Annotated in this window: 23 protein-coding genes; 16 read left to right on the top strand and 7 right to left on the bottom strand. The window is 45.2% G+C overall.

All coding sequences use genetic code 11. From position 1 onward, the window contains the following. Positions 1 to 30: 30 nt before the first annotated feature. From NQS30_RS10855 to sspO, 3 genes are all read right to left on the bottom strand, one after another. On the bottom strand, positions 31 to 402 hold the full coding sequence (locus tag NQS30_RS10855; protein WP_015239929.1) for an Hsp20/alpha crystallin family protein: 372 nt from the start codon (positions 400 to 402) through the stop codon (positions 31 to 33). 93 nt (positions 403 to 495) lie between these two features. Then, positions 496 to 642 (bottom strand): small acid-soluble spore protein P, encoded by a 147-nt coding sequence (locus tag NQS30_RS10850; RefSeq protein WP_003153984.1) that lies wholly within the window; start codon positions 640 to 642, stop codon positions 496 to 498. A 29-nt stretch (positions 643 to 671) separates the two neighbouring features. Further along, positions 672 to 818 carry an acid-soluble spore protein SspO gene (gene sspO / locus NQS30_RS10845; RefSeq protein ID WP_003153982.1) on the bottom strand — a complete coding sequence of 49 codons (147 nt, stop codon included), beginning with the start codon at positions 816 to 818 and terminating at the stop codon, positions 672 to 674. Positions 819 to 1,049: 231 nt separating this feature from the next. Here sspO and acnA point away from each other — a divergent pair, with 231 nt between their 5' ends. The 7 genes from acnA (at position 1,050) to NQS30_RS10810 (ending at position 5,846) form a co-directional block, all read left to right on the top strand. Then, the gene (gene acnA / locus NQS30_RS10840; protein ID WP_025284789.1) at positions 1,050 to 3,776 is read left to right on the top strand and encodes an aconitate hydratase AcnA; all 2,727 of its coding nucleotides are present in this window, start codon (positions 1,050 to 1,052) and stop codon (positions 3,774 to 3,776) included. 61 nt (positions 3,777 to 3,837) lie between these two features. Further along, on the top strand, positions 3,838 to 4,347 hold the full coding sequence (locus NQS30_RS10835; protein ID WP_003153980.1) for a TlpA family protein disulfide reductase: 510 nt from the start codon (positions 3,838 to 3,840) through the stop codon (positions 4,345 to 4,347). Positions 4,348 to 4,425: 78 nt separating this feature from the next. Then, the gene (locus tag NQS30_RS10830) at positions 4,426 to 4,551 is read left to right on the top strand and encodes an FbpB family small basic protein (protein WP_012117651.1); all 126 of its coding nucleotides are present in this window, start codon (positions 4,426 to 4,428) and stop codon (positions 4,549 to 4,551) included. Between the two features lie 63 nt (positions 4,552 to 4,614). Beyond that, positions 4,615 to 4,761 (top strand): acid-soluble spore protein N, encoded by a 147-nt coding sequence (locus NQS30_RS10825; protein ID WP_003153977.1) that lies wholly within the window; start codon positions 4,615 to 4,617, stop codon positions 4,759 to 4,761. Positions 4,762 to 4,785: 24 nt separating this feature from the next. Further along, the gene (gene tlp, locus NQS30_RS10820) at positions 4,786 to 5,028 is read left to right on the top strand and encodes a small acid-soluble spore protein Tlp (protein ID WP_007410320.1); all 243 of its coding nucleotides are present in this window, start codon (positions 4,786 to 4,788) and stop codon (positions 5,026 to 5,028) included. Positions 5,029 to 5,114: 86 nt separating this feature from the next. Next, positions 5,115 to 5,531 carry a YbgC/FadM family acyl-CoA thioesterase gene (locus NQS30_RS10815; protein WP_003153973.1) on the top strand — a complete coding sequence of 139 codons (417 nt, stop codon included), beginning with the start codon at positions 5,115 to 5,117 and terminating at the stop codon, positions 5,529 to 5,531. Positions 5,532 to 5,546: 15 nt separating this feature from the next. Continuing rightward, entirely contained in the window at positions 5,547 to 5,846 is a 300-nt protein-coding gene (locus NQS30_RS10810; protein WP_069007443.1) for a hypothetical protein, read from the top strand. A 33-nt stretch (positions 5,847 to 5,879) separates the two neighbouring features. On the opposite strand, the gene NQS30_RS10805 is transcribed toward NQS30_RS10810, so the two are convergent. Both NQS30_RS10805 and plsY read right to left on the bottom strand, forming a co-directional pair. After that, on the bottom strand, positions 5,880 to 6,167 hold the full coding sequence (locus NQS30_RS10805; RefSeq protein WP_007410318.1) for a HesB/YadR/YfhF family protein: 288 nt from the start codon (positions 6,165 to 6,167) through the stop codon (positions 5,880 to 5,882). Positions 6,168 to 6,255: 88 nt separating this feature from the next. Further along, positions 6,256 to 6,837 carry a glycerol-3-phosphate 1-O-acyltransferase PlsY gene (plsY, locus tag NQS30_RS10800; protein ID WP_007410317.1) on the bottom strand — a complete coding sequence of 194 codons (582 nt, stop codon included), beginning with the start codon at positions 6,835 to 6,837 and terminating at the stop codon, positions 6,256 to 6,258. A 151-nt stretch (positions 6,838 to 6,988) separates the two neighbouring features. Here plsY and NQS30_RS10795 point away from each other — a divergent pair, with 151 nt between their 5' ends. From NQS30_RS10795 to parC, 3 genes are all read left to right on the top strand, one after another. Continuing rightward, positions 6,989 to 7,396, top strand: coding sequence for a CoA-binding protein (locus tag NQS30_RS10795; protein ID WP_007410316.1), 408 nt, complete (start codon positions 6,989 to 6,991; stop codon positions 7,394 to 7,396). A gap of 423 nt (positions 7,397 to 7,819) precedes the next feature. Further along, positions 7,820 to 9,787: a DNA topoisomerase IV subunit B gene (parE, locus tag NQS30_RS10790; RefSeq protein WP_007611767.1), complete on the top strand. Its 1,968-nt coding sequence runs from the start codon at positions 7,820 to 7,822 to the stop codon at positions 9,785 to 9,787. A 2-nt stretch (positions 9,788 to 9,789) separates the two neighbouring features. Continuing rightward, positions 9,790 to 12,213, top strand: coding sequence for a DNA topoisomerase IV subunit A (gene parC, locus NQS30_RS10785; RefSeq protein ID WP_007410314.1), 2,424 nt, complete (start codon positions 9,790 to 9,792; stop codon positions 12,211 to 12,213). A gap of 51 nt (positions 12,214 to 12,264) precedes the next feature. Here parC and NQS30_RS10780 read toward each other — a convergent pair whose 3' ends face one another. Continuing rightward, positions 12,265 to 12,390 carry a hypothetical protein gene (locus NQS30_RS10780; RefSeq protein ID WP_013352436.1) on the bottom strand — a complete coding sequence of 42 codons (126 nt, stop codon included), beginning with the start codon at positions 12,388 to 12,390 and terminating at the stop codon, positions 12,265 to 12,267. Positions 12,391 to 12,414: 24 nt separating this feature from the next. Then, positions 12,415 to 12,768, bottom strand: coding sequence for a hypothetical protein (locus NQS30_RS10775; protein ID WP_003153956.1), 354 nt, complete (start codon positions 12,766 to 12,768; stop codon positions 12,415 to 12,417). A gap of 376 nt (positions 12,769 to 13,144) precedes the next feature. Between NQS30_RS10775 and NQS30_RS10770 the strand changes: the two genes are divergently transcribed. The 6 genes from NQS30_RS10770 to NQS30_RS10745 all read left to right on the top strand — a co-directional run bounded on the left by NQS30_RS10770 (position 13,145) and on the right by NQS30_RS10745 (position 19,332). Continuing rightward, on the top strand, positions 13,145 to 14,563 hold the full coding sequence (locus NQS30_RS10770) for an alanine/glycine:cation symporter family protein (RefSeq protein ID WP_007410311.1): 1,419 nt from the start codon (positions 13,145 to 13,147) through the stop codon (positions 14,561 to 14,563). Positions 14,564 to 14,766: 203 nt separating this feature from the next. Next, positions 14,767 to 15,723 carry a sugar kinase gene (locus NQS30_RS10765; RefSeq protein ID WP_218791746.1) on the top strand — a complete coding sequence of 319 codons (957 nt, stop codon included), beginning with the start codon at positions 14,767 to 14,769 and terminating at the stop codon, positions 15,721 to 15,723. A gap of 29 nt (positions 15,724 to 15,752) precedes the next feature. Then, the gene (locus NQS30_RS10760; RefSeq protein ID WP_218791747.1) at positions 15,753 to 16,772 is read left to right on the top strand and encodes a zinc-binding alcohol dehydrogenase family protein; all 1,020 of its coding nucleotides are present in this window, start codon (positions 15,753 to 15,755) and stop codon (positions 16,770 to 16,772) included. A 13-nt stretch (positions 16,773 to 16,785) separates the two neighbouring features. Continuing rightward, on the top strand, positions 16,786 to 17,421 hold the full coding sequence (locus NQS30_RS10755) for a bifunctional 2-keto-4-hydroxyglutarate aldolase/2-keto-3-deoxy-6-phosphogluconate aldolase (protein WP_012117658.1): 636 nt from the start codon (positions 16,786 to 16,788) through the stop codon (positions 17,419 to 17,421). A 1-nt stretch (position 17,422) separates the two neighbouring features. Continuing rightward, positions 17,423 to 18,499 carry a mannonate dehydratase gene (gene uxuA / locus NQS30_RS10750; RefSeq protein ID WP_015239936.1) on the top strand — a complete coding sequence of 359 codons (1,077 nt, stop codon included), beginning with the start codon at positions 17,423 to 17,425 and terminating at the stop codon, positions 18,497 to 18,499. Further along, positions 18,496 to 19,332 (top strand): SDR family oxidoreductase, encoded by an 837-nt coding sequence (locus NQS30_RS10745; RefSeq protein WP_015239937.1) that lies wholly within the window; start codon positions 18,496 to 18,498, stop codon positions 19,330 to 19,332. Before uxuA ends, NQS30_RS10745 begins: the two co-directional genes overlap by 4 nt. The last annotated feature ends 76 nt before the right edge of the window (positions 19,333 to 19,408 follow it).

Here is a 19,408-nt window from a genome sequence, read left to right as displayed (position 1 = left end):
CCATTGAGGGATGAAAGCGGCTTTTTTATGTTATAGAGGAAATTGAAAGGAAAATGAGGCAGGAGTCTCATTTGGCTCCTTGTTCATGGAGACGGTCAGAATATGGTTGGTGAAATCAGTGAAAATATGTTTGTCATTCAGATAAAAAGGAAGCACCATTTGTTTGTTTAACGTCCGTTCAAGCGTTTTAACAGAGAGCATAAATTCATTCCCCGAAAGAGTGACGGTTATCGCTTGCACCTGCTTCAGCATCGTCAGGTCGGCTTCAATGATATATTGACGGCTTGTTTCATATAGATCGATCGGCAGCGTCTCGTCATACCAAGCATACGGGTCCTCGTAAAACTGCCGCAGCCATTCTTCCGTATCATCAAATTCTTCAGCGTTTTTTGAGTGATTCATGGAAGCATCCCTCCATATTAAAAAGCCTTGCTATAACGTATGCAGAAGCTTTGAATGGGTGAATGACACAAAAAAACAGACACGGGGTCTGTTTTACATATCGTGGCTTGTATTATGTTTTTGTCTTGTATGGTTGCGGTTTTTCACTTTTTTGCTTCCGCTCAGCGGTTCCGGCTGGCCGGGGTTATGGCCCTTCGGAGCATTTTTATGCATATCTTTACTCGTATTTTTATTTGTCATGTTAAAGCCTCCTTTTTAAGGTGTTCCGGCTATTGGTTTGTTTTTCTTTTTTTATTGTTCTGCCGTTCTTCTTCCGTCAGGACGAGCTGGTCATTTTCTATATAACCCGCGCCTTTGCCTTGGCTTTTCGCATCATTCATGCCGTTAATGACATGATTGGCTTTCCGTTTTACCATGATCATCACCTCAACATTAATATGGCTCTTTACAGCCCGTTGTATGAGGCGGAAAATCGGACAAAATTTACCGAAAATCATGCTGATAAGACGATCTTATTGTATTTAATAAAAACATTGATATTTACTTATGTATGATTTTATACTAAGATGAAATTGTGAGAAAATTGTGATGGAATGTGAACATTCATCTAAAGAACGATCTTGATCATTGAAGGGGGATTTTGGGAAATGACAAATCAGCAAAAAGTCGCAACACAAGACGTTTTCCAAGCAAGAAAAACATTTTCTTCAAATGGGAAAACATACAACTACTATTCATTAAAAGCATTGGAAGACGCAGGGGTCGGCAATGTTTCAAAACTTCCTTATTCTATTAAGGTTCTTTTGGAATCCGTTTTGCGTCAGGTAGACGGACGCGTCATTACAAAAGAACATGTTGAAAATTTAGCAAGATGGGGTACTGCTGAATTAAAAGATATCGATGTGCCGTTTAAACCGTCACGGGTTATTCTACAGGACTTTACCGGCGTTCCGGCCGTAGTTGACCTGGCATCTTTAAGAAAAGCCATGGCTTCTGTCGGCGGAGACCCTGATAAAATCAATCCTGAAATTCCGGTTGACCTGGTCATTGACCATTCCGTACAAGTCGACAAAGCCGGTACGGAAGACGCGTTAGCCATTAATATGGACTTAGAATTCGAAAGAAATGCAGAACGTTATAAATTTTTAAGCTGGGCAAAGAAAGCGTTTAACAATTATCAGGCCGTTCCGCCTGCAACAGGTATCGTTCACCAGGTGAACCTTGAGTTTTTGGCAAGTGTCGTTCATACGAAAGAGGAAGACGGAGAACTTGTGACATATCCTGATACATTGGTGGGAACAGATTCCCATACAACAATGATTAACGGAATCGGCGTCCTCGGCTGGGGTGTCGGCGGTATTGAGGCGGAAGCGGGAATGCTCGGCCAGCCTTCATATTTCCCTGTTCCTGAGGTCATCGGCGCGAAACTTGTCGGAAAATTGCCTAACGGAACAACGGCGACTGACTTGGCGCTGAAAGTCACTCAAGTGCTGCGCGAAAAAGGCGTAGTCAATAAATTTGTTGAATTCTTCGGTCCTGGTGTTGCTGAGCTTCCGCTTGCGGATCGGGCGACTATTGCCAATATGGCGCCGGAATACGGAGCGACTTGCGGATTCTTCCCGGTTGACGAGGAAGCACTTTCTTACCTGCGTCTGACCGGCCGTGAAGAAGAGCAGATCGATATTGTGGAAGCATACTGCCGCAACAACGGTTTATTCTATACGCCTGACGCGGAAGAGCCGATTTTTACAGACGTTGTGGAAATTGATCTGTCAAAAATTGAAGCGAACCTATCAGGACCGAAACGTCCGCAGGATTTAATCCCGCTTTCCGTTATGCAGGAAACGTTTAAAAAACATCTAGTCAGCCCGGCCGGCAACCAAGGATTCGGAGCGGATGCTGATGAAGAGAACAAAGAAATTTCATTTAAACTTAACAGCGGCGAAGATGCGGTTATGAAAACAGGGGCGATTGCAATCGCCGCTATTACAAGCTGTACGAATACATCAAACCCTTATGTATTAATCGGTGCCGGATTGGTAGCCAAAAAAGCGGTAGAATTAGGCTTGAAAGTGCCGAATTATGTTAAAACATCACTTGCACCGGGGTCTAAGGTTGTTACTGGATACTTAGTCAACTCAGGCCTGCTTCCTTACATGAAGGAGCTCGGCTTTAACCTCGTAGGGTATGGCTGTACGACATGTATCGGGAACTCCGGCCCGCTTTCTCCAGAGATTGAAGAAGCGGTTGCTAAAAATGATCTCTTGATCACTTCTGTCTTGTCAGGTAACAGAAACTTTGAAGGCCGGATCCATCCGCTTGTCAAAGGAAACTACCTTGCGTCACCTCCGCTTGTTGTCGCATACGCATTAGCAGGCACTGTGAATATCAACCTGAAAACGGATCCGATCGGTGTCGGAAATGACGGACAAAATGTTTATTTCGATGACATCTGGCCGTCCATGGATGAAATCAATTCTCTCGTCAAACAGACTGTTACGCCGGAATTATTCCGCAAAGAGTATGAAACGGTATTTGACGACAACCAGCGCTGGAACGAAATCGAAACGACGGATGAAGCGCTGTACAAGTGGGATCAGGATTCCACTTACATTCAAAACCCGCCGTTCTTTGAGGAAATGTCTGTAGAGCCGGGAAAAGTTGAGCCTTTAAGAGGACTTCGTGTTGTCGGCAAATTCGGCGATTCTGTGACGACTGACCACATTTCTCCGGCCGGAGCGATCGGAAAAGACACACCGGCGGGCAAATACCTGCAAGAAAAAGGCGTTTCTCCTCGCGACTTTAACTCTTACGGCTCACGCCGCGGAAACCATGAAGTCATGATGAGAGGAACATTCGCCAATATCCGCATTAAAAACCAAATCGCACCGGGCACAGAAGGCGGATACACAACACATTGGCCTACCGGGAAAGTGACATCTATTTATGATGCCTGCATGCGGTATAAAGAAGATAAAACGGGTCTTGTCGTCCTGGCCGGAAAAGATTACGGAATGGGCTCTTCACGTGACTGGGCTGCAAAAGGAACAAACCTGCTCGGCATCAGAACAGTCATTGCCGAAAGCTTTGAAAGAATTCACAGAAGCAACCTCGTCTTCATGGGTGTGCTGCCGCTTCAGTTTAAACAGGGTGAAAACGCGGATACACTCGGCTTAACCGGTAAGGAAGTCATCGAGGTGGATGTTGATGAATCTGTACGTCCGCGCGACTTGCTGACTGTCAGAGCAATCAGTGAAGACGGTAAGGTAAAAACATTTGAAGTTGTTGTCCGTTTTGACAGTGAAGTGGAAATTGATTACTATCGCCACGGCGGCATTTTACAAATGGTGCTTCGCGATAAAATGAAACAGTAGCAGAATGAACAAAGGAGAGAAAGCAGTCTGCTTTCTCTCTTTTTATGCGGGAGGCCTTAAGATGCTTGCGAAATGGCTGGGCGGAATGTTACTTATCGGGTTGTTAGTGTATGCGGGCTGGAACATTTATTCTGTACAAAAAAGTCCGAAAGAAGGGACAGAAGAAGGGATGAAAGCCCCTGACTTTACACTTGATACATTGTCAGGAAAAAGTATCTCCCTTTCTGATTATAAAGGAAAAAAAGTGCTCCTCAATTTCTGGGCGACGTGGTGCAAGCCGTGCCGAATGGAAATGCCCGATATGCAGGAGCTGCAGAAAGAATATCCTGATATTGCGGTAGCAGCCGTTAATTTTACATCCTCTGAAAAAAATATACAGGCTGTGAAATCATTTGCTGATCATTATCAGCTGACCTTTCCTATTCTGATTGACAAAAGCGGAATTAACGGAGATTTCAACGTGCTTTCTTATCCGACAACATACATATTAGACGAAAAAGGAACCATTCAGCATATTCGCGTAGGCACGATGACAAAAAAAGAAATGAAAGAAAAACTGGATCTCAAATAGAGGTTCAGTTTTTTTATTGTGAAGGGCTTAGGTTTTGAAAAATTGGAAAAAATGAATGAAAACACGGAGGTGAGAAGATTGAAAAAAATGCGAAAACGTTCTTTTCATGAATTGGTTATGGAAAATAAACGTGAGCTGATGACCAATACGGAATATTTGAATCAGCTTGAAGAAAAGCTGGAGCAGCGGTTCAAACAAAAATAACCTTTAATTTGCAGTCATGTTTGCACCTCCTTTTGCAAAATATACTCTTAAGGAGGGATGAACATGGGCATAAACAAGAAAGACGGCCAGCCGCAATACGCTCCGAGCCACTTAGGGACAAAACCCGTTAAATATAAACGCAACAAAGGGGAAAAGTTTCATGACAAGTCAAACGGACATCCGATTGTCATGCAGACGAAAGGCGAATAACATCATCAAAGGAGAGCAGACATTATGACAAACAATTATCAAAAACCGAATCCGGATGACCGTTCCGATAACGTTGAAAAGCTGCAGGATATGGTGCAGAATACCATTGAAAATATAGAAGAAGCCAAAGAATCAATGGAATTTGCGACAGATGAGGAAAAACAGCGCATTCAAGAGAAGAATGCCAGACGCAATGAAAGCATTGAATCGTTCCGCAGTGAAATCCAGGATGAATCGGCTGCAAGAGAAAACGGCTATCAATCATAATAAAAACCAGGGAAACCTGGTTTTTTTCTCTTTCCGGCTCGTTGTGATAAAATGGGGCTAATCTGATAATAAGGGAGCAGAGAACGTTGCATGTGTCAAAAAAAGAAATAGAAGTGCGTTATGCGGAAACAGATCAAATGGGTATCGTCTATCATGCCAATTACTTAGTCTGGATGGAGGTCGGCAGAACGGCGCTGATTAAGGAACTCGGATTCCTTTACAAGGATATGGAAGATAGAGGAGTGCTGTCCCCTGTATTGGATATCAGCATTTCTTATAAAAAGCCGCTCCGCTACGGAGAAACGGCTGTCGTACATACTTGGATTGAAGAATATAACGGATTTAAAACCGTTTACGGCTACCACATCTATAATCCGGATCAAGAACTTGCCATCAAAGCGACATCCTCTCATATATGCGTTGATAAAGAGAGCTTCAAACCGATTCAGTTTCGCAAGGCTTTTCCTGATTGGCATGCCGCTTACGAAAAGGCAAAAAAATAAGGAGCGGCTGCAGTTATGGCATTTGGAATTACGCGCAGGGAACTGGAAAGATGGAAGCGGGATGTATCGGAAGGCAAAATCGCTTTTTTAACGCATTACTGGCTGGATGACCGTTTTCCGGAGGCTAAGACCGTGACGAAGGTCGGTTCAAGCGATCTCAATAAACTGATCAGATGGGGAGCGGAGTACGGGCTGAAGCCGGAGTGGATTCACCATAAAAATGAATTTCCCCACTTTGACCTGCTCGGTGAAACGCAAAGAAGCATATTAGAAAAAGAACGTCTGACTGATCATCTCAAAAGGTTCAGGCTGTAAAAAAAAGAACGCATCCGCTGCGTTCTTTTTTTCTTACACGTAATCAAATACCGGCTCTTCTGCCTGATCTGAATATGTGACTGACAAATCGTGATTATCAAAGTACCATAAGTCGCTTTCTTCAATAAAAAAGGTAATGCCTTCAACTTCCGTGCTGGTGCCGATGTTCATCGGCCGGTCTTTTAAAATGCCGAGAGAAAAGCCTTTCTGAACGTTGCTGCATCCCCCGTAACGGACAAAGAAACGGACATGGTCGCCTGTTTCCAGATCGAGCTCTTCTTTGTACCAATCCAGCGCGCCTTTCGTTACTTTCATGTTCATCCGGAACACTCCCTTTTTGTTTCTCATATAAAGAAATTATCTCTATTATAAACGCATATGGCATTTTGATGTCAAAATTGAAGTTTCATCAAAACCATTTGATCTTCGGTTCTGTTTTGTTTATAATCCGTTTGATGTTTGCCCTGTGTCTGTAGATAACAAACGCGGTCAAGAGCGTCACTACGACTAATAAATAAGGGTCTTTTACAAACAGACAGTAAATAATCGTATAAATCCCTGTTAACATTGAAGACAGAGAAACAAATTTCGTAAGGAATAAAAATACGAAAAATACTGCAACCATCGTAACGAATAACAGCGGAGCATAAAACAGCAGGACGCCCCCTGATGTGGCTACGGCTTTGCCTCCCTTAAACTTTGCGAACACGGGGAATACATGGCCGATTACTGCTGCCACCCCTGCGAGAAGAGGATGAATGGGGACGTGCAGTAAATATGGGAGCGCCGCGGCCAAGGTGCCTTTTAAAATATCGGCTGCGATGACAACAGATCCCGCTTTAACGCCAAGCGTGCGAAAAGCATTTGTAGCGCCCAAATTGCCGCTTCCGTGTTCTCTAATATCGATCCCTTTCGCAAGTTTGCCTACGATTAAACCTGACGGGATGCTGCCTATTACATAGGCCAAAATAATCAATAAAGCAATCAACATCTACATTTCTCCTTTTCAATGTCCCTTCACTCTATTTTAACACGAGTTGTTACCGTCTGATGACAAGTTTTTTGAGAATTAAGCTGACAAAGCGCTTTTTTTGATTCCGGCGAAGCGGTCATGTACAATATATCAAAAGGAGATGGTAAAGATGCAAAATCCTTCAAAATCAGAGATTAAAGAAATTCTGGATCGGAGCAAACGGATCGCAGTCGTCGGGCTGTCAGACCGTCCCGACCGGACTTCTTACATGGTTTCCAAAGCGATGCAGGATGAAGGGTATGAAATTATTCCCGTCAATCCAACGATTGATGAGGCGCTTGGCGTTAAAGCCGTCGCTTCATTAAAAGACGTGGAGGGACCGATTGATATCGTGAATGTGTTCAGACGCTCTGAGCAGCTTCCCGGCGTCGCTGAAGAATTTTTACAGACGGACGCTCCCGTTTTTTGGGCGCAGCAGGGCCTTGCAAATGAAGAAGCGTATCGCATGATTACAGACAAAGGACGGACGGCTGTTATGGATTTATGTATAAAAGTCGCCCGCGCTGTTATAAAATAGGAACAAAAAAGGCAAAAATCCTTGGCAAATCAGGGGTTTTTGCTTTTTTATTGAAAGAATACTCTTTGCGTATGATGATGAAACAGATACAATAAAGCATGAACAGCTTTTTTAGAAACCCCTTTATACAGGGGTTTACAGTCTGTTTGCGATGGCCGGCATAAAGCTATATAATAGAAAGCGAACTCATGTTCTTATTCGCTGAAAAGGGCACCAGAAAGATGAAAAGCCGTTCGAATGTATGTCTTGCGGCCTAAAAAACGAGCCATTCGCTTAAATATGTTGCGAAATCAAGCATATTGGTTATAATTGTGAGTCCGAGGAGAATTGGACCGAAGCTTGCGCATACTGAAAAACAAAGACATGAAAACATTTAAAAAAGAAAATGATTAAGAGCAGGTTTTTTGAAAGGGGTTTGTACGTTTGGCTAGAAAACAGCAATTTGATTACAACGAAGATGCCATACAGGTGCTTGAAGGCCTGGAAGCCGTCAGAAAACGACCGGGAATGTACATCGGTTCGACGGACGCACGCGGCCTGCACCATCTGGTATATGAGATCGTCGACAATTCCGTCGATGAAGTTCTTGCCGGCTACGGAGATCATATTATCGTAACGATACATAAGGACAACAGCATCTCCGTACAGGACAGAGGACGCGGAATGCCGACCGGGATGCATAAGCTCGGAAAGCCGACGCCGGAAGTTATTTTCACCGTGCTGCATGCCGGGGGGAAATTCGGACAGGGCGGCTATAAAACAAGCGGCGGTCTGCATGGTGTCGGTGCATCTGTCGTAAACGCATTATCGGAGTGGCTGACGGTTACTATTGAGCGTGACGGATATGTGTATAAACAGCGGTTTGAAAACGGCGGCAAGCCCGTGACTTCACTTGAAAAAATCGGAACGACCAAAAAAACAGGAACGCTTACCCATTTTAAACCTGATCCGTCAATGTTCAGCGCAACGGTTTATAATTTTGACACGCTGTCAGAACGTCTGCGCGAATCGGCTTTCTTGTTAAAAGGTTTGAAAATAGAATTAATTGATGAACGGAACGGCGTAAAAGAAGTATTTTATTATGAGAACGGAATTGAAGCGTTTGTCGCTTATCTAAACGAGGAAAAAGACGCTTTATGCGAAGTGGTTTCCTTTGAAGGCGAGCATCATGACATTGAAGTCGATTTCGCGTTTCAGTTTAATGACGGGTATTCAGAAAATATGCTGTCATTCGTTAATAACGTCAGAACAAAGGACGGCGGCACCCACGAATCAGGAGCCAAAACGGCAATGACAAGAGCGTTTAACGAGTATGCGCGAAAGGTCGCCCTTTTAAAAGAGAAAGACAAGAACCTTGAAGGCGCCGATATCAGGGAAGGTTTGTCCGCAATCATTTCCGTGCGTATCCCGGAGGAACTGCTGCAATTTGAAGGCCAGACGAAAGGGAAGCTTGGCACAAGTGAGGCGAGATCCGCCGCGGATGCCGTCATTTCCGAGAATCTTGCTTATTTCCTGGAAGAAAACCGCGATACAGCAACCCTGCTTGTCAAAAAAGCGATTAAAGCAAGCCAGGCCCGTGAAGCGGCCCGTAAAGCGAGAGAAGAAGCGAGAAGCGGCAAAAAGCGCAAAAAATCAGAAGCGACGCTGAGCGGAAAACTCACACCGGCCGGTTCCAGAAATCCGGCGAAGAATGAATTGTATCTGGTGGAGGGAGACTCTGCGGGAGGTTCTGCAAAACAGGGAAGAGACCGGAAATTCCAAGCCGTGCTGCCCCTTCGCGGAAAGGTCATCAACACAGAGAAAGCAAAGCTTGCAGACATCTTCAAAAATGAAGAAATCAATACGATTATTCATGCGATCGGAGGCGGTGTCGGCGCAGATTTTGAGATAGACGACATCAATTATGACAAGATCATCATCATGACGGACGCGGATACCGACGGCGCGCACATTCAAGTCTTGCTGTTAACGTTTTTCTACCGCTATATGAAACCTTTAATCGAGCACGGAAAAGTCTTCATCGCCCTTCCGCCTCTTTACAAAGTGAGTAAAGGAAGCGGTAAGAAAGAGATTATTGAATATGCTTGGTCCGACGAAGAAATGGACGGCGTTTTAAAGAAAGTCGGCAAAGGGTATACCATCCAGCGCTATAAAGGGTTGGGAGAAATGAACGCAGACCAGCTCTGGGAAACGACGATGAATCCCGAATCGCGAACGCTCGTCAGAGTCAAGATCGACGATGCGGCACGGGTAGAACGCCGTGTAACGACATTAATGGGAGACAAAGTAGAACCGAGAAGAAAATGGATTGAAAAAAATGTTGCCTTCGGATTAGATGAGGAAAGCAATATTTTAGAAAATGAAAACTTGTCGGTCGCTGAGGAGGTTTAATAGTGGCACAGCCAGAATTATTTCATGATTTACCGTTAGAAGAAGTAATCGGCGACCGTTTCGGACGCTACAGTAAATACATTATTCAAGACAGGGCGCTGCCCGACGCTCGTGACGGTTTAAAGCCGGTGCAGCGGAGAATTTTATACGCCATGCACGCGGACGGAAATACATTCGATAAAAATTTCCGTAAAGCGGCGAAAACGGTCGGGAACGTTATCGGTAATTATCATCCGCACGGTGACAGCTCTGTTTATGAAGCGATGGTGCGGATGAGCCAGGATTGGAAAGTGCGGAATGTGCTGATTGAGATGCACGGCAACAATGGAAGCATTGACGGTGATCCGCCGGCTGCCATGCGTTATACGGAAGCGAGATTATCTTCTATCGCGTCAGAGCTTTTGCGTGATATTGATAAAAATACGGTTGAATTCGTTCCGAACTTTGATGACACTAGTAAAGAACCGGTTGTTTTGCCCGCCATGTTCCCTAACTTGCTTGTCAACGGATCAACCGGGATTTCAGCGGGCTATGCGACTGATATTCCCCCTCATCATCTGGGTGAGGTCATTGATGCCGTCATTAAACGGATTGAATCTCCGGATTGCACCGTCGATGACTTGATGCAGGTGATTAAAGGGCCTGACTTTCCGACAGGAGGCATTATTCAAGGAGTCGACGGCATTCGGAAGGCTTATGAAACCGGAAAAGGCAAAATTATTATCCGCGGCAAGGCTGAAGTGGAATCCGTAAGAGGCGGACGGGAGCAGATCGTCATTACAGAAATTCCGTTTGAAGTAAACAAAGCCAATCTCGTAAAGAAAATGGACGAATACCGCATCGACAAAAAAGTCGAAGGCATTTCTGAAGTCCGGGATGAAACTGACCGCACGGGGCTTCGGGTGGTCGTTGAGTTAAAGAAAGAAGCCGATGCAAAAGGCATCCTGAATTTCTTATATAAAAACACTGATCTGCAGACAACTTATAACTTTAATATGGTCGCCATACATAACCGCCGGCCGATGCTGATGAGTCTTACGGCCATCCTGGATGCGTATATTTCCCATCAGAAGGAAGTGGTGACAAACCGCTCCGTCTTTGAATTGCAAAAAGCAAAAGAGCGGCACCACATCGTTGAAGGACTGATGAAGGCACTGTCTGTGTTAGATGAGGTCATAGCCGTCATCCGGGCAAGCAGCGACAAGAAAGATGCGAAACAAAACGTAATGTCTAAATTCGCATTTACGGAGCCGCAGGCCGAAGCGATCGTATCCTTGCAGCTGTATCGTCTGACAAACACGGATATTACGGCGCTAAAAGAGGAAGCGGAAGAGCTCAGCAAGAAAATTCAGGAGCTCGAAGCCATTTTAAGTCATGATAAAAAGCTGTTAAAAGTCATTACAAGCAGCCTGAAAAAATTGAAAAAGACCTATGCTGACAGCAGACGGTCTGTCATTGAAGAAAAGATTGAGGAAATTAAAATCAATCTTGAAGTCATGGTTGCCTCTGAGGACGTATATGTGACAGTCACAAAAGACGGCTATGTAAAACGAACAAGCCAGCGGTCATTTGCCGCTTCTAACGGCCAGGATTTCGGTATGAAGGATACTGACAGGCTGATTCACCAATTTGAAATGAATACAACGGATGTTCTCCTGCTCTTTACCAATAAGGGAAGCTATGTTTATTGTCCGGTTCACCAGCTTCCCGATATCAGGTGGAAAGACATGGGGCAGCACGTAACGAACATCATCACGATTGACCGAGATGAAACCATCGTGAAAGCTATACCGGTAAAAGAATTTGATCCATCTTCATATTTATTGTTTATGACGAAAAACGGCATGGTGAAAAGAACTGAAATGACGCATTACAAAGCGCAGCGTTACTCGAAAGCGCTTGTTGCCCTTAACCTTAAAGGGGACGACGAGCTGATTGATGTTCATGTCACAGACGGCGGCAGCCAGCTGTTTATCGCCACCCGCCTCGGCTACGGTTTATGGTTCGGTGAAGATGAAGTAAATGTAGTCGGTGCCCGTGCGGCCGGCGTAAAGGGCATAAATGTAAAAGACGGTGATACCGTCGTATCAGGACAAATTCTGCATGAGACAGATTCGCTTGTCCTTGTCACACAGCGGGGAGCAATCAAGCGGATGAACCTATCTGAATTCGAAAAAACATCCAGGGCGAAGCGCGGTGTCATCATGCTGCGTGAGCTTAAAAAGAACCCGCATCGCGCAGTCGGCGTATTCGCGTGCGCTTTAGCCGACATGATCGCTGCGGAAACAGAAAAAGGCGAGAGAATCGAAATCGCCGTGAAGTCCTTGCGGGCGAATGACCGATACAGCAACGGCTCCTTCTTTACCGATGAAGATGAGACAGGGCCGGTAACAGACGTATGGCGTATCCCCGCGTCTGATGTTTAAGAGTAAAATTAAAATAAAAAACCTCCGCTCATTGAGCGGAGGTTTTACTATTTAGCTTTCATGGCTGCCGAATAAGTCAGTGATAGCGTGAACGACTTCGATTCCCTGCCATACAAATAAATTCAATGCAGTGAATGAAAATAACCCTAAAATCACCATTCGTAAGATAAACAACATGTTTAACAACCTCCTCATTTTATGTTACATAGATAGGCGATGTTGAACATGAAGCTCATCGAAATAAGAGGACTGATAAAATTTAGCGATTAAAAAGCTTTTCTTTCGCTGTCTTCTCCGGGAAGCGGGGCGTCTCCTGTCTGATATCACGATCAGTGAGACAGAAGCGGCAAAAAGCGCCGTCAAGATATATGAGCCCGTCAGCGATTTTTTCTCATCATCAGCATTTTGGCCGGCCTTCATTTCGTGCATTTCCTGCTGGTCGGCTACCGCTTTAAAATGATGAGCAGTATCAAACGCATGGGGAATGGAGAGCAAATGAAAGCTTGCAATCGCTAAAAATAAAATAGAAGCTTTTAAAAACAAGATTTTTTTCAAATGTTCTCCCCCCTTCATAAGTCTGAATATTTTTATTATAATACCCTAATTTAAATGTAAAGTAAACATATTTATTAAATTTAAAAAATTATTATCCTGGTTAAGTATATACCATTCCATCCATCTTTTCATCTCTTTTTTCTTAAAGACCTATTTGTTATGATATGCACGCATTCCTTATGACGTGACAACATTTTTCGGGCTGTAAGATAAAAAACGGGGCATGACAGCAAAAGACGTGATGTAGAAACCGAAACATTTTCTTAAAAAAACTTCTCAACCACTGTTGTTGTGATATAATAATACTCGTTGTGTTAAAAGATCTAACATATGCAGCAAAAATGACAGTAAAAGATATGTAAAAGGGAGGTTAAACATGGAGGCTTTCATCAGTGAAATCATAAATGTTCCAAATGATTTTATTTGGAAGTATCTTGTTTATATTTTAGTCGGGATCGGATTGTACTTTACGTTCCGTTTTCGCTTTATTCAATTCCAATACTTTATTGAAATGTTTAGAATCGTCGGGGAGAAGCCGCAAGGAAATAAAGGAGTGTCTTCAATGCAGGCATTCTTTATCTCAGCCGCTTCTCGTGTCGGAACCGGAAACTTGACCGGCGTCGCGCTGGCGATTGCAACAGGCGGTCCCGGCGCAGTATTTTGGATGTGGATCGTAGCGATTGTCGGTATGGCTTCCAGCTTTGTGGAAAGCACCTTGGCGCAGCTGTATAAAGTGCGTTCCGGTGACGAATTCCGCGGCGGTCCGGCATATTACATGGCAAAGGGACTGGGCGCCCGCTGGCTCGGTATTTTATTCGCCGTATTGATTACCGTTTCTTTCGGACTTATCTTTAACGCTGTGCAGTCAAATACGATTTCTGTCGCGTTTGACGAAGCATTCCATGTGAATAAAACAGTTATCGCAATCATTTTAGCTGTATTAACGGCTTTCATTATATTCGGCGGTCTGAAACGTGTTGTTTCCGTTTCGCAATTAATCGTTCCGGTCATGGCGGGTATGTATATTCTGATCGCGCTGTATGTCGTGATTGTAAATATTACAGCGGTACCTGAGCTGTTTGTTACGATTGTGAAAAATGCGTTCGGTCTTGAACAGATCGTCGGCGGAAGCTTAGGAAGCATCATTATTATCGGTGCGCAGCGCGGCCTGTTTTCAAACGAAGCGGGTATGGGAAGCGCGCCGAATGCCGCAGCGGCTGCACATGTGTCGCATCCGGCTAAGCAGGGATTAATTCAGACGCTCGGCGTGTTTTTTGATACATTTATCGTTTGTACATCGACTGCCTTTATCATTTTATTGTACAGCTTTACGCCTAAAGGCGACGGCATCCAAGTGACACAAGCCGCATTGCAGCACCACCTCGGCGGATGGGCGCCGACATTTATTGCGATTGCGATGTTTTTATTTGCATTCAGCTCTGTCGTCGGCAACTATTACTATGGTGAAACGAATATTGAATTTATTAAAACAAGCAAAACATGGCTTAATATTTACCGCGTATTCGTTGTAGTGATGGTGGTGTACGGATGTTTGGCTGACTTCCAGATCGTCTGGGACATGGCAAACTTGTTTATGGGACTCTTGGCTCTCATTAACTTAGTGGCAATCTTACTGCTGAGTAATGTAGCCTACAAGATCTATAAGGATTATGCCGCTCAGCGCAAAAAAGGTCTTGATCCTGTATTCAAAGCCGAGAATACCCCGGAGCTCAAGCATATTGAAACATGGGCGGAAGAAGAAGGTACAAGCCCCGAACGTAAGACTGCTAACTGAGGAAACATGCATACAATTTTCAAAAAACCTCTTACATTTTGTTGTGAGGGGTTTTTTCATGTGAAAAATCGGGTTATTTTTACTGAAAACAGATTTTTTTGAATTTATTGTATTTTTCTCTTGCGTGTGTAAGGGTTTTCATATAAAGTTTTACTAAACCGGTTTACCAAACCGATTTAGTCTTCAAAGAAAGGAGTATTGATGTGGCTTCTGATTATGGCATTTTTACGATCGGTGATGCGATGATCACCTTAAATCCCGCAAGCACAGGACCTTTGCGTTTTGTTACCCAGTTTGAACGAAAAGCAGGAGGAGCTGAACTGAATTTTGCGATTGCATGCGCCAGATTGAATCTGCACTCAAAGTGGGTCAGCAGACTGGGGAAGGATGAGTTCGGCAGAGTGATTTATCAGTTTGCCAAAGGAGAAGGAATTGATGTGACTGACGTCTCCTATGTTGAAGGCTTTCCTACATCTTTAAATGTCAAAGAGATCAGAAATGACGGTTCAGGCAAGACGTTTTATTATCGTTTCAATTCACCAATTCTGACTCTTGCACCGGAAGATATAACAGAGAATATGTTTGACGGCATTCACATCGTTCATCTTACCGGTGTGTTCCTCGCGCTTGATAAGAAAAATCTTGAAATTGCTGAAAGGGTGCTTTCCATCGCCAAAGCAAGAGGGATTCCCGTATCTTTTGATCCGAATATCAGGCTGAAGCTGTGGACGATTGAGGAGGCGCGTGCGGCATTTCATCAAATCTTTCCGCATACTGATATTCTTCTGGCGGGCCGGGACGAAATGAAACAGCTGACAGGTATAGGGGAAAATGAAGCATTAGCCCGGTTTGCAGAGACCTATTCAATCAGCCAGCTCGTCATAAAAGACGGTGAAGCAGGTTCTGCGCTGTATCATGATCATAAGTGGGTTCACAAAGAGGCTTTCCCGGTTGCGCCTGTTGACACGGTAGGAGCGGGTGACGGCTTTAATGCCGGCTACCTGTACAGTTATCTGCATGGTTTTGAACCGGAAAAACGTCTGGAGTTTGCCAATGCGGTCGGTGCGCTTGTCACCACAGTTTCCGGTGACAATGAAGGGCTTCCCTATCTAGAAGAGGTTCTGTCATTTGTAAACAAAGAGACTGTGATTGAACGGTAGCAAGCACAACTTAAAAAGCGGGTGAGAAAATGAAAGCGGTTCAAGTACGGAAAGCATTTGATCTGACGGTGACGGAATGTGAGAAACCGTCTGTTGTCCACGCGGATGATGTTCTTGTCAAGGTGAAGCGGGTCGGAATTTGCGGATCAGATTTGCATATTTATCATGGGACAAATCCGTTAGCGTCCCTGCCGAGAGTAATCGGACATGAAGTTACAGGGGAAGTCGCAAATACCGGTTCTCATGTCCGGCGTTTCAAGCCGGGTGACCGCGTAGTGGTTGAACCGATATCTTATTGCGGAACATGCTATGCCTGCCGGAAAGGACGTCCGAACGTTTGCAAAGCGCTTTCGGTGTTCGGCGTTCATGAAGATGGCGGGATGCGGGAATATATCGTGGTTCCGGAAAAGCAGCTGCATGCCGTTTCCCCCGATCTGCCCTGGGAGGAAGCGGTCATGGCAGAACCATATACGATCGGCGCCCAGGCCGTTTGGAGAGGCCGTGTCGAGAAGGAAGATACCGTTTTGATTCAGGGAGCGGGACCGATCGGAATCTGCATATTAAAAATGGCAAAGTTCAAAGGCGCTTCCGTCATGATAACCGACTTGAATAATGAACGCTTGGCATTCGCTGAAAAAAACGGTGCGGACGTTACCGTCAACGCGCAAAAAGAAGATCCCGTTTTGCGGGTGAACGAATGGACAAAAAAAGAAGGCGCCAATGTCGTCATTGATGCCGTCTGTCTCCCCTCAACGTTTGAAACGTCCATTGACGCGGTGTCTCCGGCCGGTCATGTGGTTGTGCTTGGTTTTGATGAGAGGACTGCCGGCATTTCTCAGCTTCCGATCACAAAAAAGGAAGTCACGATAACCGGTTCAAGATTGCAGACGAACCAGTTTCCGTACATTACAGACTTACTGAATAAAGGCCTGTTAACGCACGGCGGTCTTATTACACATACATTTTCAGCAGATGACGTCCATCAAGCATTTCAGTTGATCGAACAGCACCCGGGCAAGGTGGGAAAAGCAATCATTACGTTTGATTAAAGGAGGAGCGAGAATGCTGCCTAAGTACGCCATTTACGAAAAACTTCTGCATGCACAAGTGGTGGCTGTCATAAGGGGACAAAACAGCCAAGAGGCGCTTGAAGTTTCAAAAGCGGCCATTTCAGGAGGTATCAGCGCCATTGAGCTTACATACACAACTCCTGAAGTGGAAGATGTCTTTAAGGAACTCCGGCATCAAGATATTCTTCTTGGAGCCGGTTCTGTAATGGATACAGAAACGGCGAGACACGCCATTTTATCAGGCGCCTCATTTATCGTCAGCTCTCATTTTGTAAAAGAGATAGCATCTCTATGCAACCAGTACAGCGTACCGTATCTTCCGGGATGCATGAGTGTGTCTGATATGGCTTTGGCGCTTGAAGCCGGATGTGATGTGGTAAAGCTGTTCCCCGCTAATTCGTTTGACCCTTCATTTATCAAGTCGGTCAACGGTCCTCTGCCGAATGTCCGCATTATGCCGACCGGGGGTATCTCATTAAACAGCATGAATGACTGGCTCTCTGCCGGAGCGGTCGCGGTCGGTGTGGGAAGCGACTTGACAAAAGCATATCAAAAGGGCGGCTATGAAGCTGCCGTATCCCTCAGCAAAGAATACGTCTGCCGAAAAAACGAATATACGGGGGTATAACATGAATATCACGTTTCGCTGGTACGGCCAAGGTAATGATACGGTGACTCTTGAACATGTCAGACAAATTCCCGGGGTCAAAGGCATCGTCTGGGCTCTTCACCAGAAGCCCGCGGGCGAAGTATGGGAAAAGGAGGACATTGAAGCGGAAGTCAGATACATTCAATCCTATGGGTTTCATGCAGAGGTCGTGGAAAGCGTGAATGTTCATGAAGCCATTAAACTCGGTCATGAAGAACGCGGACAATATATTGAGCACTATAAACAGACCATTCGCAATCTGTCCGAATTCGGCGTGAAAGTCATCTGTTACAATTTCATGCCGATATTTGACTGGACGCGTACCGATATGTTCCGCGCGCTGGAGGATGGGTCAACCGCTTTGTTTTTTGAAAAAGCGAAAGTGGAAAGTCTCCCTCCGGAGGAACTCATCCGCACGGTTGAAGAATCTTCTGATTTGACGCTTCCCGGGTGGGAGCCGGAGAAAATGGCCCGGATCAAGGAACTGTTTGAGGCCTATCAAACGGTTGATGAAAAACAGCTTTGGGCCAATCTAGAATTCTTTTTACATGAAATCCTTCCTGTAGCGGAGGAACACGGCATTCAAATGGCCATTCATCCGGATGATCCGCCCTGGTCAATTTTTGGCCTGCCCCGTATTATCACCGGTGAGAAAAGTTATGAAAAGCTGCAAGAGATTTCAGATTCACCCGCCAACTGTATTACGTTGTGCACGGGTTCGATGGGAGCGGATCCCGCCAATGATATGGTGAAGATCACCAAACACTATGCGGGAGCTGCGCCGTTTGCCCATATACGAAATGTGAAAATCTGCGATAACGGTGATTTTACGGAAACTTCGCATCTTACCAGTGATGGGTCCATTGATATTACCGGTGTGGTAAAAGAATTGCACGGCCAAGACTATAAAGGATATGTACGGCCTGATCACGGCCGTCATATCTGGGGCGAACAATGCCGGCCGGGTTATGGTTTATATGATCGTGCTTTAGGAATTATGTACTTGAACGGGCTGTGGGATGCGTTCTCGTCTCATGAGAAAGGGGTGAAGAGATGAGACCGATTCATGAACGTTTATCAGGAAGAACCGCTGTCATAACAGGCGGGAGCGGTGTTCTCTGTTCAGCAATGGCAAAGGAGCTTTCACGGCAGGGGATGAAAATTGCGATCGTCAGCCGGAATGCTGATAAAGCAGAGCGTGCGGCGGGCGAGATTGCTGACGCTGGAGGAACCGCGGTTTCTGTACCGGCTGATGTTTCAGCCCGTGATTCGCTCGAAAAGGCAAAAGACGAGATTATCAGCCGGTTTGGTTCTGTCAATCTTTTAATTAACGGAGCCGGGGGAAACCACCCTGATGCGATCACTGCCAGTGAGACGTATGAAGAGGATGAGCAGGGCACATCATTTTTTGATATGGACGAAACGGGGTTTTCCAGCGTATTTTCAACCAACTTTACCGGTGCATTTCTGGCATCGCAAGTGTTTGGAAAAGACCTACTGAAGGCGGAATGTCCCGCGATTATTAATATTTCTTCTATGAGTGCGTATACACCGATGACAAAGGTGCCCGCCTACAGCGCGGCCAAGGCGGCGATTCAGAATTTTACGATGTGGATGGCTGTTCATTTCGCAAAAAAAGGGCTGCGGGTGAATGCCATCGCTCCGGGTTTCTTTTTGACAGCGCAAAACCGTGGGTTGTTATTACAGGAAGATGGAAGTCTGACAGACCGATCCAATAAGATTATGGCACATACACCGATGAAACGTTTCGGGAAACCGGAAGACCTTCTGGGAACGCTCCTGTGGCTTTCGGATGATTCATGCTCAGGCTTCGTCACCGGGGTCACCGTTCCCGTCGACGGAGGTTTTATGGCTTATTCCGGAGTGTGACAGAATCCATGTCCCTGTCAGATTGTAAACCATTTACTTCTGACTTATACTAGTGAAAAATGAAGACAGACGGGGA

The sequence above is a fragment of the Bacillus sp. B1(2022) genome (genome assembly GCF_040259625.1).
GTDB lineage: Bacteria > Bacillota > Bacilli > Bacillales > Bacillaceae > Bacillus > Bacillus velezensis.
This window is presented reverse-complemented; position numbering and strand designations above follow the sequence as displayed.